General features: G+C 41.6%; 13 protein-coding genes, 2 tRNA genes and 2 pseudogenes. 9 read left to right on the plus strand and 8 right to left on the minus strand.

Annotated elements, in window-relative coordinates:
• Positions 1-12: 12 nt before the first annotated feature.
• Positions 13-446: pseudogene (locus tag JO943_RS10090) on the minus strand (GFA family protein).
• Positions 447-631: 185 nt separating this feature from the next.
• Between JO943_RS10090 and JO943_RS10095 the strand changes: the two are divergent.
• Positions 632-1069, plus strand: a complete 438-nt coding sequence (locus tag JO943_RS10095; RefSeq protein ID WP_032874358.1) for a PaaI family thioesterase — start codon at positions 632-634, stop codon at positions 1067-1069.
• A 37-nt stretch (positions 1070-1106) separates the two neighbouring features.
• Here JO943_RS10095 and JO943_RS10100 read toward each other — a convergent pair whose 3' ends face one another.
• A complete protein-coding gene (locus tag JO943_RS10100) occupies positions 1107-1538 on the minus strand; it encodes a hypothetical protein (RefSeq protein WP_009510829.1) in 432 nt (143 codons plus the stop codon).
• Between the two features lie 236 nt (positions 1539-1774).
• On the opposite strand from JO943_RS10100, the gene JO943_RS10105 reads away from it, so the two are divergent.
• The 4 genes from JO943_RS10105 to JO943_RS10120 all read left to right on the plus strand — a co-directional run bounded on the left by JO943_RS10105 (position 1775) and on the right by JO943_RS10120 (position 2999).
• Positions 1775-1850, plus strand: a tRNA-Asn gene (locus tag JO943_RS10105).
• A 180-nt stretch (positions 1851-2030) separates the two neighbouring features.
• A complete protein-coding gene (locus JO943_RS10110; RefSeq protein WP_005287919.1) occupies positions 2031-2339 on the plus strand; it encodes a hypothetical protein in 309 nt (102 codons plus the stop codon).
• 85 nt (positions 2340-2424) lie between these two features.
• A tRNA-Asn gene (locus JO943_RS10115) sits at positions 2425-2500 on the plus strand.
• 58 nt (positions 2501-2558) lie between these two features.
• Positions 2559-2999 (plus strand): DUF2726 domain-containing protein, encoded by a 441-nt coding sequence (locus JO943_RS10120; RefSeq protein WP_199973502.1) that lies wholly within the window; start codon positions 2559-2561, stop codon positions 2997-2999.
• A 19-nt stretch (positions 3000-3018) separates the two neighbouring features.
• Here the strand turns inward: JO943_RS10120 and JO943_RS10125 are convergent, their stop codons facing one another.
• From JO943_RS10125 to glnA, 5 genes are all read right to left on the minus strand, one after another.
• Complete coding sequence (locus tag JO943_RS10125) at positions 3019-3225, minus strand: hypothetical protein (RefSeq protein ID WP_202740699.1); 207 nt, start codon at positions 3223-3225, stop codon at positions 3019-3021.
• Between the two features lie 112 nt (positions 3226-3337).
• Positions 3338-4675, minus strand: coding sequence for a lipase family protein (locus tag JO943_RS10130; RefSeq protein WP_202740700.1), 1338 nt, complete (start codon positions 4673-4675; stop codon positions 3338-3340).
• A gap of 110 nt (positions 4676-4785) precedes the next feature.
• Complete coding sequence (ubiA, locus tag JO943_RS10135; RefSeq protein ID WP_202740701.1) at positions 4786-5667, minus strand: 4-hydroxybenzoate octaprenyltransferase; 882 nt, start codon at positions 5665-5667, stop codon at positions 4786-4788.
• A gap of 14 nt (positions 5668-5681) precedes the next feature.
• On the minus strand, positions 5682-6173 hold the full coding sequence (locus JO943_RS10140; protein ID WP_202740702.1) for a chorismate--pyruvate lyase family protein: 492 nt from the start codon (positions 6171-6173) through the stop codon (positions 5682-5684).
• 127 nt (positions 6174-6300) lie between these two features.
• On the minus strand, positions 6301-7716 hold the full coding sequence (gene glnA, locus JO943_RS10145) for a type I glutamate--ammonia ligase (RefSeq protein ID WP_171067993.1): 1416 nt from the start codon (positions 7714-7716) through the stop codon (positions 6301-6303).
• 734 nt (positions 7717-8450) lie between these two features.
• Between glnA and JO943_RS10150 the strand changes: the two genes are divergently transcribed.
• The 4 genes from JO943_RS10150 (at position 8451) to JO943_RS10165 (ending at position 14398) form a co-directional block, all read left to right on the plus strand.
• On the plus strand, positions 8451-9992 hold the full coding sequence (locus JO943_RS10150; RefSeq protein ID WP_202740703.1) for a peptide MFS transporter: 1542 nt from the start codon (positions 8451-8453) through the stop codon (positions 9990-9992).
• Complete coding sequence (locus JO943_RS10155; RefSeq protein ID WP_202740704.1) at positions 9989-11791, plus strand: aminopeptidase P family protein; 1803 nt, start codon at positions 9989-9991, stop codon at positions 11789-11791. Before JO943_RS10150 ends, JO943_RS10155 begins: the two co-directional genes overlap by 4 nt.
• Before the next feature lie 298 nt (positions 11792-12089).
• The gene (locus tag JO943_RS10160; RefSeq protein ID WP_202740705.1) at positions 12090-12674 is read left to right on the plus strand and encodes an anthranilate synthase component II; all 585 of its coding nucleotides are present in this window, start codon (positions 12090-12092) and stop codon (positions 12672-12674) included.
• A gap of 359 nt (positions 12675-13033) precedes the next feature.
• Positions 13034-14398, plus strand: a complete 1365-nt coding sequence (locus JO943_RS10165) for an L-cystine transporter (RefSeq protein WP_202740706.1) — start codon at positions 13034-13036, stop codon at positions 14396-14398.
• Positions 14399-14457: 59 nt separating this feature from the next.
• Here the strand turns inward: JO943_RS10165 and JO943_RS10170 are convergent.
• Positions 14458-17224, minus strand: a pseudogene (locus JO943_RS10170) (M1 family metallopeptidase).

Consider the following 17224-nt stretch of genomic DNA (forward strand, 5'->3'; position numbering starts at 1 on the left):
ATTCCGCCCAGGCTATTTTGGGGATTCTTCATTAAAGAGTGCAATGACCTCTGCCTCTGTCATCTTCTTGGTCGGATTCTGAAACGTATAAAAATCGGGTTTGCAATCAATATAAATTTCCAGATCCAAATTCAGATCTTGTAGTGGTTCATTCAGAGAAAATGCATTGATATTGCAATAGTTCTGATCTTTAGTGCGCCAAAACAAATTTGTTCCACACGCATTACAAAAACCCCGCTCTCCCCATGCAGATGAGTTGTATATTGCTAAATGATCCTGCTTCAAAAATTTTAAACTGCCCTGTTCGACATCAAGCGTCATAATCACGCCACTGGTCTGTCTACGACAAATGGAGCATGAGACGTATACGTCGCAAGGGCATGCACATCATGATGACTTAATTCAACTTCAAAAGTGGTTTCCCCACATACACATTGTCCGTTCATTATAAATTTACCTTTTATTCAAAATTTTTATAAAGACATTTATAAACATCATAAAACAAAGCATTTCGCGAGTAACTTAGAATTTACAAAATACTCAGCGAAGAGATGCGCAATATTGACAGCCCGATCTCTCAAGGCTATGTTATCAACAAGTTCTATTTTAGAACTCCAAAAGGAAATATAAGATGAAACATCCAAAAGAAATGAATGGACTTGAATTTTTAACTGCCATGTGTGAAGGGAAAATTCCACCCGCCAGTATTAGCCAAACCATCCCCATGCAACCCATTGAAGTTGCGGAAGGTTATATCAAATTTGAAGTACAGGCCGATGAACGACACCTGAATCCTCTCGGAGGTGTGCATGGAGGTTTTGCTGCAACGGTACTGGACTCGGTAACAGGTTGTGCTGTGCATACCCTTTTAGAAGCTGGTGTAGGTTACGGCACCATTGATCTGAATATTAAAATGTGTCGCCCTGTTCCAAGAAATCAGAAGCTCATCGCCACTGGAAATATAATTAATATCAGTAAAAATTTAGCTATTTCCGAAGGCAAAATTGTTGATGCAGAAGGCAAGCTCTATGCACATGCGACTGCAACCTGCATGATTATTCGCCCATAAACCGAAATGAAAGCCAATGGGCTATTTCATCATAGCCCTATGCAATGGCTTTGTTTTGTTTGAACAGCTTTGGTCGAATGCACAAATGGCTAAACACCGCATATTGCCAGATACTTTTAACCTGTACTGTGACCACCTTCTGCTCTGCGACCGACCATGCCAATGCAGTATTTGCGCCTAAAAAGAGTTCTCCGCCCAGTTGAAATAAATACAGCGGGGAATCTTGATCAAGTGTTAAGGTATTTTTTTGTGTTAACAGGTTATTAGCATTCTGAATTTTCCATTTATTACCAAACCATAATTGCAATAAATCACCCAAATACAAGGCCTGTTGCTTAAAAGGAAAGGTATTTAAGAATGCATGTTCCACTGGCGTATAATATTGCGCCGGATCCTGAATGATTTCGAGATAATGGTCTTGATAAAAAGAAAAGTTTGAAAAAATAGATTGAATATTAAGAATAGTCATTTCGACCTCCGGTTTAGCCATTTTAGTGCTGGCAAGTAGGGTTAAATCCACACTGTTTAGATGAATATCTAAACGTTCTTTCTAATTCGAATCTAGCAACAGCCTGATCAAAGTTCAAGTTATTTTTCCTACTTTCGCGTAATTGTGCAAATAAAAAGCATACGGCACGAAAATGAAGGAAACATGACATTTTTAGCTTGACCGATTTTAAAAGCTGCCTATAATGGCACTCAGATTCTCCCATAGCTCAGTCGGTAGAGCGACGGACTGTTAATCCGCAGGTCCCTGGTTCGAGCCCAGGTGGGAGAGCCAAGATTCTAAAAGCCCAGATCATTGATCTGGGCTTTTTATTTTTAAGTCTATAAAAAAATAATGCTTCATTTGAATTACGGTGAATCTGTTCACTTCATGTTGAATATCGTATAAATTTAAACCACTCCTCTTTTTATCATTTAAAATAAAATTTCATTATTATATTAGGGAAAGCAAATAATGAAAAAAATCCTGTTGTGCGCAATATTTTTCTGTAGTCCGGCAATGGCAGCCCAGACCACCTGGTATGCTGGTTCCAGCTACAAAGGTACCGTGACCGTTTCGATTGAGAATGGCCCCAATGTGGTCTGGAAGTGTAATGGAAAGGTATGTAGCATGTCTGGCCCTTGGGGCAATGCCTTATCGGTAGATTCTTGCCAAAGCCTTGTGCTGCGTATTGGCAAGATTAGTTATTATAAAAACTCGGCAGGCGCCAGCTGGGATGCACGCTCTCCTGAACTGGCACAATGTAATCAGGTTGCCCGCTAATCCACAATATTTTTGTTAAGCGATTATTATTCATACTCATTTTACTTGACGGGCCTGCATTTAAGCCCTAGAATTCGTTCCAGATTCTCCCATAGCTCAGTCGGTAGAGCGACGGACTGTTAATCCGCAGGTCCCTGGTTCGAGCCCAGGTGGGAGAGCCAAGATTCTAAAAAACCCACTCTTATTGAGTGGGTTTTTTCTTTGTACGCTATTAAATCTATGTTTCAATCGAATTATCTCCTGTTCCTGACTATTGGCTTGATCAGCACAGCTTGGCTGCTTTATAGCTGCCTACGCCCCTTCTTTCCCAAACAGAAATTTTTTGCACGTCCTGTCATTACAAATTTCGAATCACGGATGTTTATTCGTCTGCAACAAGCCTTTCCACAGCATCACGTACTTGCTCAAGTGGCCTTTAGTGCCCTAATAACCAGCGATCATTATAAAATTCGCAGTAAGTTCAATCGTAAGGTCACTGACTTTGTGGTTTTAGATCAGGGTATGAAAGTGCTGGCGATTATTGAACTGGATGACCCGAGTCATATAGGTAAGGAATCAGAAGATAAAAAACGTGATCAGATGTTGCAAGAGGCTGGTTATCAGGTTCAACGTTATACCCAGATTCCATCTGTAAAACAGTTACAGATGGATATTCGATAACAAGAGATCTGGAAAGAGATTATTCAGCTTTTTGCGTTTGCTCAGCACTTTTCTGCTGTTCAAACTTTTTGGCGATTTCTGCATGTTGCTGATCATATTTCTTCTTGGTCTGCGCATCACTTTTTGCTGCCAGGAAAGCCATACCTACAATAAAAATAGGAATCAATAATCCTAGCCCCATCAATAACCAAGGGACTGATTTTTTTTCAACAGGTTGCTGGCTCATAGCGGCTTTAAACTCAAACGACATCAATTTTAAGAATGCAACAATATAACAAAAAAGAGCCTCGATAAAGAGACTCTTTTTTTTAAAGCAAATTTCTAGCTAAATGAAAATTTTAGAATTTACCTGTACAGTGAGGGCTTTGGCTGGCATCAATTTTGGATGGATCAACGACTATGTTCGTTTTCGCTGGCATCTGCGCTTGAACAAAGTTATACACCTGAAGATTTCGACATACAATGGCTTGAGTATGAGTCGCATTTACAACAGGATCAAGGGCCACATTTGCTGATCCTAGAGCCTTTAAATTATCAACTAATGCTTTGGTTACTGGGAACGGCACATTGGTATCCGCAGTTCCCTGAACAATGTACACAGGTTTATCTAGTCGTTTAGTTCCAGGTTGATTATCTAACAAGAATTTTTGAACCGTTTGATTATTCTTGAAGTTATTCGTATCTAATCCCGGATAATCCATAACCTTCTTATCTGGATTAGCAGTCATATATTGGATAATATCCGTTTTAAACTTTTCAATCAGACTTAAACTTGGATCACTTCCATCATCCAAACATAGTCCATTTTCACCTGTTGTTCCTTCTGCAAATTCGGCAAGCGATTTAGCTCTTTCTTGGAAAATATCACGATAATTAAATCGTGGTTCATAGGCTTTAATCCCCACTCCTGTCAATGCAGCATAAGCCAGTAGGGTTGCATAGGAGTCAACCGATATACGGTTTGCTAAAGGTACTCCTGCTGCTATTTCTTGGGATTCAATATTTGCTAAAGCTGCTGGCGCAACTTCTAAAATAATTTTACCTAAGCTGGATGCAGGCGCACCAGCAACGGCTCCTTTATAACTTGCATCAGCGTTTGCATATTCTGCAGTACCCAAAGAAGCTTGGCCACCTTGTGATTGACCAATCGACATCCATTGCCCATTAAGCTTTGTTCCATAATGATCTTTGGCTGCTTTTACCGCTGCAATGGCAGACTTAGCTTCACTGCCTAAATTCAGATAAGGATGAATACCTGGGGTGCCTAAACCCTCATAATCAGGCGCAATGACAACATAACCTGCTGCCAGTAAACTATCCGCAAGGATTTTAAAACGTGGATTCACAGTATTGTTACTTGGTGCACAGCTATCACCTACCCCAACCGTACCATGTTCCCACACCACCACACGATAACCATCAGCAGGCTGAGCAACTTTAGGCATCATCACCAGTGCAGTTGCTTTAGCAGTCCGCCCTTGGACATTGACCATGTTATAAGTCATGATTTTGATTGATGAGGCATTATCCACTTTATCCTTAGAATAAGTGGTTTCCGATAAATATGTTTTGTTTGAATCCCCGTCCGTATAACTATCATTATCGTCATTACATGCGGTTAAAAATAATGCAGAAATTGAGAACGTCATCGCCAATGCAATCTTCGACCGTTTCATAAAATATCCTTTTAGTGTTCGTGTTATTTTTGTGCATGAAACTACATGCCAGTTTATTAAGGCATAAAAAAAGTGCCCTGCATAGGACACTTTTCAACTATACAGTCAGATTAAGCTACTAATTCTAAAAAAATTCCAATAAATATAATCAACCCGACCCAACGATTGTGACGGAATGCCCAAAAACAGATGTGGGGATCCCGATCTTTGGTTTTCATCGCCTGATAAATAAAATCAACGGCAACAATACCCAAGGCAATCAAGCCAAAAGGCAACAAAAGATTTTCGAGATATAAGGCACTGCCAATCAAGATCAGACTCATTAACTGAAGCAAACCGATCATCTGGATATCATAGCGACCAAATAAAATAGCCGTCGATTTCACCCCAATCTTTAGATCATATTCACGATCGGTAATCGCATATTGGGTATCGTAGGCCACTGTCCAGGCCAGATTACCAAAATAAAGCAGCCAGCAAGTTAAATCAGGCGTTTGCCCAACAGCCGTATACGCCATTGGAATTGACCACGAGAATGCTGCACCTAAAAATACTTGCGGTAAATTGGTATAGCGCTTCATAAAAGGATAGATAAACGCTAAGAATAATGCCCCAAAAGACCAGTAAAATGATTCAATCGGCAGAAAAAATAACAAGGCAGCACTTGCCAGCACCAAAACAAGAAAAACAAAGACAGCCTCTCTAGCGCGGATCACTCCCGTTGCTAAAGGACGTGTTTTGGTTCGCTCCACATGCGCATCTACCTTCCGGTCAGCAAAATCATTAATGGCACAGCCTGCTGCACGCATAAAAATGACCCCTAAAATCATCACAAACAGGATTTTAAGATCAGGGATTCCTTTGGATGCAATCCATAATGCCCACATGGTTGGCCAAAATACCAGCTCTGTGCCAATCGGCTTATCAAAACGACAAAGGTAGTAATAAGCCTCTAAACGTTGTCGCCAAGTCGTATGCTGCACTGTTTCCATGATAATCCTTAGCGTCAATGCTGTTGAATAAACTGTTCAAATGCGGGTAAAAACGTTTCCTGCACGATAAATTTACAACCATGCCAAGTATAACAACTCTGACGTGTCCATCCTTCTTCCAGATAAATGACCCGTCTCTCACAAGCTGGACTGGTTCTGTGAAACAGGAACCAGCCAATCGGTTTGTTACCAATATGCTGAAATAATCTCGCCTTTTTTTGCAGGCTTAAGATTGGAAAAATACTTTTTGCTTTTACCCAGGCCTGCTCTTCGCTGCCATAAAGATGGGTTTCTCTCACCCATGCCACATGCTGGGGCGGCATTTTCATCCACTGGCTGTCATTCAAAGTCATTCGCTGATAATGCTCTTTGATACGTTCAACATGAAATTGACCTTGCCCTAAATCGGTCAATTGTTGGGTCAGTGATCCCGATGCATACAACCATTTTTTTAATACTGCAGGAAGCTCTTTTCCTTTTATTCTGTTTGGTCGTAAATTTCGCATGCTTGGCTCACTAAAAACAACGCGATTAGTTTACATTAATTTCTCACCAAAAAGAGTACGACTTTCAACCGAATCAAAAACATAAAAAAAGCTCGCCGAAGCGAGCTTTTTTTGAATCAGTGATGTATTACAGACTGTAGTACATATCAAATTCAACTGGGTGAGTCGTCGTATTAAGACGACGTACATCTTCAGTTTTAAGTTCGATATATGCATCAAGCATTTCTTTAGTGAACACGCCACCTTTCAACAGGAACTCATGGTCATTTTGAAGTGCTTCAAGTGCCATATCCAAGCTGTGAGCAACGGTTGGGATTTTTGCTTCTTCTTCAGGAGGAAGATCATATAAGTTCTTATCAGCAGCTTCACCTGGATGAATCTTGTTTTGGATACCGTCAAGACCAGCCATCAACAACGCCGCGAAACCTAAGTACGGGTTCATCATTGGATCTGGGAAACGTGCTTCAATACGCTTGCCTTTCGGGCTAGAAACGTAAGGAATACGGATCGAAGCAGAACGGTTACGTGCTGAGTAAGCAAGCATAATTGGCGCTTCAAAATGTGGAACCAAACGCTTATACGAGTTTGTAGAAGGGTTTGTAATTGCATTCAATGCACGAGCGTGCTTGATTACACCACCGATAAAGAACAATGCCATTTCTGATAAACCAGCATATTCATCACCAGCAAACAGGTTCTTGCCATCTTTAGAGATTGACATATGCACGTGCATACCAGAACCGTTATCGCCTACCATTGGTTTAGGCATAAAGGTTGCTGTTTTTGCATATTGATGCGCAACGTTCCAAACTGCATATTTGAACTGTTGAACTTCGTCAGCTTTACGAACAAGAGTATTGAAGCTCACACCAATTTCTAACTGGCAAGATGCAACTTCGTGGTGATGTACTTCTACACGACCTGGGCCCATGATGTCTTCAATTTTTGCACACATGTCAGCACGCATGTCTTGTGAAGAATCAACAGGAGGAACCGGGAAGTAACCACCTTTCACACGTGGACGGTGGCCTGAGTTACCTGCTTCATAATCTTTACCAGTCGACCAAGCCGCTTCTTCAGCGATCAATGTGTGGCGCGCGCCAGACATGTCGATATCCCATTTCACTTCGTCAAAAACGAAGAATTCTGGTTCTGGACCAAAGAACGCAGTATCACCAATTCCTGTAGATTTCAAATATTCTTCAGCGCGACGAGCAATTGAACGTGGGTCACGCTCGTAACCTTGACCAGTTGATGGCTCGATAACGTCACAAGTCACTACAACAGTCGGTTCAGCAAAGAACGGGTCAAGGAAACCGGTTTCAGCATCTGGACGTAAGATCATGTCAGAAGCTTCAATGCCTTTCCAGCCAGCAATTGAAGAACCATCAAACATTTTACCATCTTCAAAGGTATCTTCATCAATGGTATCAGCTGGGTAAGTTACGTGCTGCTCTTTACCCTTGGTATCAGTAAAGCGAAAATCGACCCATTTTGCGCCACTTTCTTTGATGAGTTGAAGGACCTTGTTCGCCATGCTCATTTGCTCCAATGAAATTTTTATGCACTTGTTAAGTGCGTGTTAGGTGTTGATGTATAATTAGCAATTATCATACCAACAATTTTAAAGCATACCTAAAACATTGAATTACTTATAAGTAATCGTGATTTAGATTCCTTGTCTTGAACGCATTATACTGTTTGCTTGTGTAAATGCACCATATTCACACATTTTCAAATTATGGCATATTTAAATAGCTCATTATTGCCCTTATTTGGTGCAAAATTGTTGCACTGTTATAACCCATTGCATCAATTTCAAACAGCTGTTCAAGATCATAATACTTTCTTATATAGAATGCTGAGATTCTTATCGGATAACCCGAAAAATAATCACATCTTTTATAACCGCTTGTTCAATGCATTTTTTGAGTTTATTTCAAGAACTTAAATTTTTTTATTCGCTTATTCATTCATGAGCGGCATTCTTAATTAAAAGTCTAATCACTATTTTTCATTTTTATAGATTTTTGTTATGAGGTACACGATTTAATCACTGTTTGGCCAGTGTCTTAAACCTGTTAGCTTAGACTTGTCGTTACTGAACCGAAAGCAAATTTTACTATTCATATTCTTTTTCATTCACTTTTTTTATACAGGCCAAACTTGCTTTTACAATTAAAAAAAACTAAAAATCGTATACATAAATTTTTATTATTAATAAACAAACTCAAAGTTATGTTTATAAAAACTTAAAATCATTCAAGGATTTGATTAATGAAATATGACTTTGAACGAGCGGATAAAGCTTTTTTTGGCCATCCCAAACCTTTACAAACGCTTTTTTTCACAGAACTTTGGGAAAGGTTTTCCTATTATGGTATCCGACCTTTACTGATCCTTTATATGATTGCCATGGTCAATCAAGGTGGTCTGGGCCTTGATCGACCCACTGCCGCAGCGATTGTCGGATTGTTCGCAGGTTCGATGTATTTAATGACCGTTTTTGGTGGCTGGATTGCAGATAATTGGTTAGGTCAAGCACGCGCTGTCTGGTATGGTTCTATTATTATTGCCTTGGGTCATCTTTCCATTGCCCTTACCCCTGTATTTGATCAGTCTTTCTTTTATTTAGGTTTAGTACTGATTGTTTTAGGTTCCGGCCTATTTAAAACATGTATTTCGGTGATTGTTGGAACCTTATATAAAGCCCAGGATACAAGACGTGATGCAGGCTTTTCCATTTTCTATATGGGCATTAATATGGGGTCATTTATTGCCCCGCTGATTATAGGGCTTTTGGTCAAAGATCATGGCTGGCATTTAGGCTTTGGTATCGGTGGCCTCGGGATGCTGATTGCCTTATTCATTTTCCGTTTTAGGGCGATTCCCCAGCTCGAAACTTTTAACGCGCTACGTCAGGAAAACAATAGCTGTAGCAAACCGGTGGTAGAAAATAAAAATGCAGCTAAAATTGTATTTGGCTTTTTATTCACAGTTGCAGTCGTTATTGTTCTAACCTTCTTAGGCATCATTCACATCAACCCTGTCGCTGTCGCGACCTATTTAACTGTAGGGATTGGTATAGGAATTATTGCCTATTTTGCTTATTTGCTGCTTTTCCTTAATTTAGACCAAAATGACAAATTTAAAATTATGATTTGTTTTGTGCTCTTGATCACGTCTGCCCTTTTTTGGTCCGCATTTGAGCAAAAACCAACTTCATTTAATTTATTTGCTCAGGATTATACCAATCGCAATGTTTTAGGTTTTGAGATTCCAACCGTATGGTTCCAGTCGATTAATGCCCTCTTTATTATTATTTTTGCGCCAATTGCTGCATGGCTGTGGGCAAGACTGGGCAAATCGAACAAAGACCCAAGTTATATTTCAAAATTTATTATTGCACTTTTACTGGCAGCAAGCGGCTTTTTACTAATGTCACTGGCGAGTCATTTTGCCATTAGCAATGGTCTGGTCTCACCATTGTGGTTAGTGGGTGCTGTATTGCTGCTGACTTTAGGAGAACTCTGCCTAAGCCCGATCGGTTTATCAACCATGACCAAACTTGCTCCAGATGTTATTCGTGGACAAATTATGGGACTATGGTTCACGGGTTCAGCCTTAGGCAACCTCATGGCAGGTTTGATTGGTGGACAGGTCGCCGCAGATGCTATCGAAAATTTACCCACCCTGTTTATGCGCTGCGTATTGGCCTTGGTTATTGGTGCAATCGTGTTATTTTTATTAAAGAAACCAATGAACAAATTAATGGGCAAAAGTACCAGCAAAGTTCAACCTGACTTGGAAACCATATGAACAACTTAACTGTGCCAGAAAAACTGGTTCAACTTCGTGAACTCATGAACAATCAACATGTTGATGCTTTGGTTGTCATGAGTGCAGATCCGCATATGTCAGAATATTTACCTGACTACTGGAAAGCAAGGCAGTGGTTAAGCGGTTTTAGTGGTTCTGTCGGCACGTTGGTTGTGACCCAAAACTTTGCAGGACTCTGGGCTGATGGGCGTTATTGGGTACAAGCCGAACAACAACTCGCTGGAACCGGCTTCCAATTACAAAAACTGACCAGTGATGAATCTTCGACACATCTTGCCTGGATGGAGAAAAATCTACAGCCTGGTTCGGTCATTTCAGTGAATGGACAAACGCTTTCAATCCAGCAGTTTAAGGCATTGAAAAATACGGCAAGACAACGCGACTTTACACTTGAAACACAGCAAGATTTAATAGGCTTAATCTGGTCTAATCGTCCAGAACTGCCCTCAGAAAAAATCCATTTAATGCCTGCAGGCTTAAATGCTCTATCCCGTAAAGAAAAAATCCAAGCAATACGGGAAACTTTAGACACGAAGGCGATTGAAGGACATTTCATTTCATCTCTAGATGATATTGCCTGGGTCTTAAATGCACGTGGTCAAGATGTAGAGTACAACCCGGTATTCCTTTCACACTTATATATCAGTGCTCAACAGGCTGTTGTATTTGTGGATCGCAATAAGGTAGATCTAAGCACACAAGAGGCATTCAAAGCGGATGGCATTGAGATTCGGAACTACCAGGACGCAGCTCAGTTTTTAGCCAATATTTCTAATACATCTGTCCTGTTAGATCCAGCCAAAGTATCGATTCACCATGAACAAGCGATCGCAAAGGATATTCAGGTTGTCTACGACATCAACCCAAGTACACTTTTTAAATCGCGTAAGCATGAAAGCGAAATTGCGCATATCCGCCATGCCATGCTTAAAGATGGGGTTGCCCTTTGTCATTTCTTCCACTGGCTAGAAAAAGCTCTTGATCGTCAGGAGAACATTTCAGAACTGACCATTGATGAGAAAATTACTGCCTTCCGAGCTCAACAAGACGGCTTTATAGGGCCAAGTTTTGCCACGATTGCAGGCTTTAATGCCAATGGTGCATTGCCTCACTACCGTGCAACGCCAGAACACTACTCATTCATCGAAGGTGATGGTCTATTATTGATCGACTCTGGCGGGCAGTACGTCGATGGCACCACGGATATCACCCGCGTTGTTCCCGTTGGGACACCAACAGAACAACAAAAACGTGACTATACGCTGGTTTTAAAATGTCATATTGCTTTGGCAAAAAGCATTTACCCAGAAGGTTTGGCTGCACCGCTCCTTGATTCAATTTGTCGTCAGACTTTATGGCAGCATGGTCTGGATTATCGCCATGGCACAGGACACGGTGTAGGTTTTGCGCTGAACGTTCATGAAGGACCGCAAGTGCTTTCTTATTATGCGCCAATACATGCCTATAGCAAATTGCGTGAAGGCATGATTATCTCCAACGAACCTGGGCTCTATCATGAAGGGAAATACGGCATTCGCATCGAGAATCTGGTTGCAAACCGGCTGCATGCTGGCTTTGAAAAAACCTACGGTGAATTTTTAGAGTTTGAAACACTCACCCTTTGCCCCATCCATTTAGATTGCGTCGTGGTAGATATGCTCACGCAGGAAGAGAAAGACTGGATAAATCGCTACCATCAAACCGTTCAAGAAAGACTAGCCGAACATCTCTCTGGAGAGGTTTTAGGCTGGCTGATTGATAACACCCGTAAGATTTAATCTTCTTCCATGACCGAGGCAGAATGTTTTTTTATGTCTAAAGAAAAGCTGATTCTGCTTTGATTGTCGTGATCTCTGTGAGGAATCATATGTGCCCCCCGTTAAAGCTTTTTTCTGCCAAGTTGTAATGAATGAAATAGTTAAACTGGTCACTTCATTTTTTGTTATATTAGCCGCTTAAATAGCGGCTTTATTTTTATCCAATGTTTTGGGCACTTAATTCAAAACGGGTAACCAAACGGGTATCGTGAAAGACAATATTTAAGAATACATTAAATATCAAGAGGTTGAGCTTAAAATGCTTCTAATGATCGACAATTACGACTCTTTTACCTATAACATCGTCCAGTATTTTGGCGAGTTAAATCAGGACGTAAAAGTAGTTCGCAATGACCAAGTCTCATTAGAGGATATTGAACGATGGCAGCCAAAATATTTAGTGATTGGACCGGGCCCATGTTCGCCAAGTGAAGCAGGAATTTCTATTCCAGCGATAAATCACTTTGCAGGAAAAATTCCTTTACTGGGTGTGTGCTTAGGTCATCAAGCCATTGGACAGGCGTTCGGTGGCAACATTATTCGTGCGAAAACCGTGATGCATGGTCGCTTATCCGACATGTACCATACCGATAAGGGAATTTTTAGCAACCTCCCTTCTCCATTCGCAGCGACCCGTTATCACTCCTTGGTCATTGAGCAGGAAACACTACCAGAATGTCTGGAGCTCACTTGCTGGACCAATCAGGCAGATGGCACGATTGAAGAAATTATGGGTGTTAAACATAAAACGCTTGCTGTGGAAGGTGTACAGTTTCATCCCGAATCAATTTTAAGCGAACATGGACATCAGATTTTTAAGAACTTTCTAGAGCAGTATGCTTAAAACCAAAACCTGATTTTCTATTTCGGCCTGTAAACAGCTTATTGCTTCTCAATAGGCTGTTTTTATTTTGAACATATAAAAACAATATACAACTTATACAAACTGCCTGTTTTTTAAGCTTTAAAATTAAACAATAGGCTATACCATTAACACAAATCATTCTTTTTCAATAATTAATCCACTTTTCACAGATTATAAAAAGTAAAGCTGCGACGGGATTTCAGATTAAACAACTCCCTTTTTACTTTTTTAGATTAACTATAGTCATAGGAATGATTAAGTTTCAGGGCAGCTGGATGGTAGAATCTATGCCATTATTTTTTAGCATCCCCCTGAAATATCAATCAGGACAACCTATAGTGAATACCTTGGTTTTATTGAATATTATTATTTTTGTCCTGCTTATGGCCGGATTGTTCTTTTCCTACCGAAAAGATTGGAGCCTTTCCAAGAAAGTTCTGATCGGTATGGTGGTGGGTATCATTTACGGCCTGGCGCTCAAAACCATTTATGGTGACGGTCAGATCATTGAACACTCAGTCGCGTGGTTCAACCTGGTCGGTAATGGTTATATCCAACTGTTACAGATGGTGATCATGCCGCTGATTTTCGTTTCAATTTTAAGTGCGGTGGTGAAATTACATCAAACCACATCCCTTGGAAAAATTAGTGTTCTGGTCATTGGTATCCTGTTAGCAACAACGGCGATTGCTGCGCTCGTAGGCGCCACTATTACCAACCTGTTTGGTTTAACCGCAGAAGGTCTGGTACAAGGGACCAAGGAAACAGCGCGTTTAGCCGCCATTCAGAGCCAATATATTGGACAGGTCGCCGACTTGGACATCCCTAAACTGTTACTTTCTTTATTCCCGCAAAATCCGTTTGCAGATTTAACCGGTGCTCGCCCAACTGCAATCATCAGTGTGGTCATCTTCTCTGCATTTTTAGGTGTTGCCGCTTTAAAGCTGATGGATAAAGATAAGGTTAACGGTGAAAGAATCAAACATGGCATTGAAGCCTTACAAGCTTTGGTGATTAGCCTTGTGCGTCTGGTGATGCAATTTACACCTTATGGCGTGCTGGCATTGATGGCCAAAATGGTTGCCACTGCGAATCTTGCCGATATCGTAAAACTTGGCGAGTTTCTGGTGGCCTCTTATCTTGGTCTTGCGATCATGTTCCTGGTTCACGCACTGATTCTGGTCTTCGTACGCATCAATCCGGTCGATTTTTTCAAGAAAGTCTTTCCGGTATTGAGCTTTGCCTTTATTAGCCGTTCAAGTGCTGCCAGCATTCCGCTAAATATTGAAGCGCAAACCAAGCAATTGGGTGTACCCGAAGGCATTGCCAGCTTCTCGGCTTCATTTGGCGCGACGATTGGTCAAAATGGTTGTGCAGGTTTATACCCGGCGATGCTTGCCGTCATGGTTGCACCTACGGTCGGTATCAATCCACTTGATCCCTTATGGATTGCCCAACTGGTGGTTGTGGTCACACTGAGTTCAATCGGTGTTGCTGGTGTGGGTGGCGGTGCAACTTTCGCGGCTTTAATTGTACTGCCTGCGATGGGTTTACCGATTACCTTGGTAGCTTTGCTGATTTCAATCGAGCCATTGATTGATATGGGCCGTACCGCATTAAATGTGAACGGTTCAATGACGGCGGGTACAGCAACCAGTCAGTTATTGGGGGTCAGAAATCCTGACGCTGCGGATGATGCCTAAATTATCCTGAAAATAGAAAAGCCAACTTTTCATAGTTGGCTTTTTTTATGACGAGTAAATTACAACTTCAATTGCTGCACGATTGAACCATCCTGTTTTGCAACTAAGGATTCACACAGTTGAATCCGCTCTTTGGTCTGATTCAAACCGCGTTCGACTCCAACCAGCTCTTTGGTGCGTGGTGCAAAGAAAGTGTTGAGCTGTGTTGCTTCCTGTTGCGTACATGCCGCGCCACTAAACAAGGCCGGAAAACGTCCAGCAGAAGACTTGCCCAAGCGATCAAACACAGCCTCATGATTATCCTCAAACCATGCCCATAAACCGCCTTGCTCTCCGCTATAGTTATTGATGGCATTAATCACGGTACGAACTTCACCGACTTTCACCCGCGGATCTAAAACCAGTTGCTGTGCCAATGGACGTGTTTCAGTCTGGTTGGCTGAACCTAAAGCAGACAGGATGGCCAGACGTTGTGTCGGTTGGGTGACACGTTGTAATTCCCCAGCTAAACGATCAAACGCAGGCTTGCCCTTTTCTTGCACACGGACTGCCAGAATCGTCGGCAATAACTCTGGCGTAAGCTGGGCAAAGTTCAGTTGTGTCTGTTCAAATAAAGCATCAGATTGCTTTAACAGTTGTTGGCGTACTTCTGGTACCTGAATATCCAGTGCAAGGAACTGCGCCAATTCACTCCGCCATAAACTGTCTTCGGCAGACTCACCTGATTTACTGGTATAGCCCAATTGCTTCAACTTTGGCAGATATAAATTCGTGAGTACTTTTCTAAAATGTTCACGTTCCGTCGCGGTTTTTAACACATGGCGATGAATCGTACTCAATTGCGGGAATAATGCAGTACTGATTTGACGGCTGTCTGAAGCGGCGAATTTCTTGGCGACATCTACCACTGCCAATAAATTAATATCACCATGATTAAACGCTGCCGAAACTGCATAGGCATAGGCCAATTGTTCGCTGTTGGATAATTTCCCTGTCGCAGCGGTTAAACGTGCCAACTCTTTTGTCGGCAAACTGAACTGGTAATAGCCTGCCGCACCGGCATTTGGAATATACCAGCTATTCACGGTTGCGCCTTTGAGCTCAATTTTGGCATGGGCCTGATCAATCAACTCACACTGAACTTTACTTGAACCATTCGGCACCTCGTAACGTACACATAAAGGTACGCCCCAAAGACTGTTGGCATCACCTTTAGAACCCACAGGGAGATAACGCGTTTGCTGCACATTTAAAAAGACTTTGTTCCCTTGTTGTTGTAAAGAGGTATTCAGCAAAGGTACGCCCGGTTGATCAATAAAACTTTTCATCGCCTTGGCAAAGCGCTCGCCTTGACCCGACTGCTCTGCTAACGCGCTGATTAAATCATTGGCTGTAGCGCTGCCATATTGATGTTTTTTAATATAATTGCGCACCCCTTGTTTAAATTTTTGTTCTCCGAGATAGCTTTCGAACATATTTAAAACTGCTGCGCCTTTTTGATAGGTGATCCCGTCAAAAGCAGTTTGAATATCAGCATTGCTTAAAATCGGCTGACGAATACGGCGTACACTGACCAGACTATCACTTTTCATGGCACCCGCAGTATCAACGACGCGTTCCAGATCTGCATTAAATTCAGGGTGCAATTGTTGAGTGATTTTACTTTGCATCCACGTCGCAAAAGATTCATTCAACCACAGGTCATCCCACCACGGCATGGTCACCACATCCCCGAACCATTGATGTGCCAACTCATGTGCATTGACATTAAATGAACTTTGTACAAATGACACAGGAGAGTCTTTATCCAGCAGCATCAGATAATCTCTGAAGGTGATCAGTCCCGGATTTTCCATCGCCCCAGCAGCAAAGTCAGGTGCAGCAAGTAAGTCCAGCTTGTCGAACGGATAAGCAAAGGCAAAATAATCTTCTAATGTTGTTAAAATTGCTGGCGTTTCAGACAAGGCATGCTGCATTTTTTCAGCCTTGCCAGCGGGTGCCAGTCCACGTAATTTGATCGCTTCTTTACGCCACGCTGTTGCACCAATATCAGGGCCTTGTTGTACTTGCCATGGTCCAACTGCCAGTGCCAGTAAATAGGTTGGTAAGAGTTTTGTTGGAGCAAAGCTGAGGGTTTTCCAACCTGATTTTTCGGTCTGTTCAGCAACCTGATTGGTATTGGCGAAGCCTGAATATTTACTTGGAATGGTTAAACGAATATTAAAGGGCGTTTTAAAACGTGGTTCATCAAAAGAAGGAAAAGATTGACGCGCACTGATCGCTTCCATTTGAGTCATGACATAAGGTTTACCCTCAAATTCAATTTTATAAATACCATCCAGTTGCTGGTCATAATCGGCATTAAAATCCAGTACCAAGCTGTACTGACCTGCAGCTAGCGTCTTGGCGAATTTAATTACACTCACCCCATCGACTTCGGAAGCCTGCTCATATTGGGCCGTAGTTTTCTGTCCAGTTGCCGATAGGATATGAGCATCTTTTACCGACAAAGATTTACCATGAAGCCAGACATGATCGGTGGCTTGGGTCAGCTTTAAATGAATGGTGGTTTTACCGGTATAGCTTTTTTGTGCAGGGTCAATTTTAAAATCCAGATCATAAGATTCCGGTATGGCCCATTCAGGTAATTTACCGATTGGAATCTGTTCATTGCTGTTTGATGCAAAAATCTGTGTGGCAGATAAAGAAAGTAATGTTGTCAGTAGCAATTGTTTTTTAAATGAAGGTTTGACCAACATAGGAGATCTGTCCTCTGTAGTTTTTAAAATAAAAAGATGCAGCAAATGCTGTACCACTTCGCTGCAT

Source organism: Acinetobacter sp. 'aerobic (ED)', from assembly GCF_904886855.1.
Classification (GTDB): Bacteria; Pseudomonadota; Gammaproteobacteria; order Pseudomonadales; family Moraxellaceae; genus Acinetobacter; species Acinetobacter courvalinii.

Excerpts from the sequence above, each read along its gene's own strand:
- JO943_RS10110 (WP_005287919.1), top strand. The coding sequence starts at position 2,031 with ATGAAAAAAATCCTGTTGTGCGCAATATTTTTCTGTAGTCCGGCAATG.
- JO943_RS10120 (WP_199973502.1), top strand. The coding sequence starts at position 2,559 with ATGTTTCAATCGAATTATCTCCTGTTCCTGACTATTGGCTTGATCAGC.
- JO943_RS10100 (WP_009510829.1), bottom strand. The coding sequence starts at position 1,538 with ATGACTATTCTTAATATTCAATCTATTTTTTCAAACTTTTCTTTTTAT.
- JO943_RS10155 (WP_202740704.1), top strand. The coding sequence starts at position 9,989 with ATGAACAACTTAACTGTGCCAGAAAAACTGGTTCAACTTCGTGAACTC.
- JO943_RS10095 (WP_032874358.1), top strand. The coding sequence starts at position 632 with ATGAAACATCCAAAAGAAATGAATGGACTTGAATTTTTAACTGCCATG.
- JO943_RS10125 (WP_202740699.1), bottom strand. The coding sequence starts at position 3,225 with ATGAGCCAGCAACCTGTTGAAAAAAAATCAGTCCCTTGGTTATTGATG.
- JO943_RS10130 (WP_202740700.1), bottom strand. The coding sequence starts at position 4,675 with ATGAAACGGTCGAAGATTGCATTGGCGATGACGTTCTCAATTTCTGCA.
- JO943_RS10140 (WP_202740702.1), bottom strand. The coding sequence starts at position 6,173 with ATGCGAAATTTACGACCAAACAGAATAAAAGGAAAAGAGCTTCCTGCA.
- ubiA (WP_202740701.1), bottom strand. The coding sequence starts at position 5,667 with ATGGAAACAGTGCAGCATACGACTTGGCGACAACGTTTAGAGGCTTAT.
- JO943_RS10150 (WP_202740703.1), top strand. The coding sequence starts at position 8,451 with ATGAAATATGACTTTGAACGAGCGGATAAAGCTTTTTTTGGCCATCCC.
- JO943_RS10160 (WP_202740705.1), top strand. The coding sequence starts at position 12,090 with ATGCTTCTAATGATCGACAATTACGACTCTTTTACCTATAACATCGTC.
- glnA (WP_171067993.1), bottom strand. The coding sequence starts at position 7,716 with ATGAGCATGGCGAACAAGGTCCTTCAACTCATCAAAGAAAGTGGCGCA.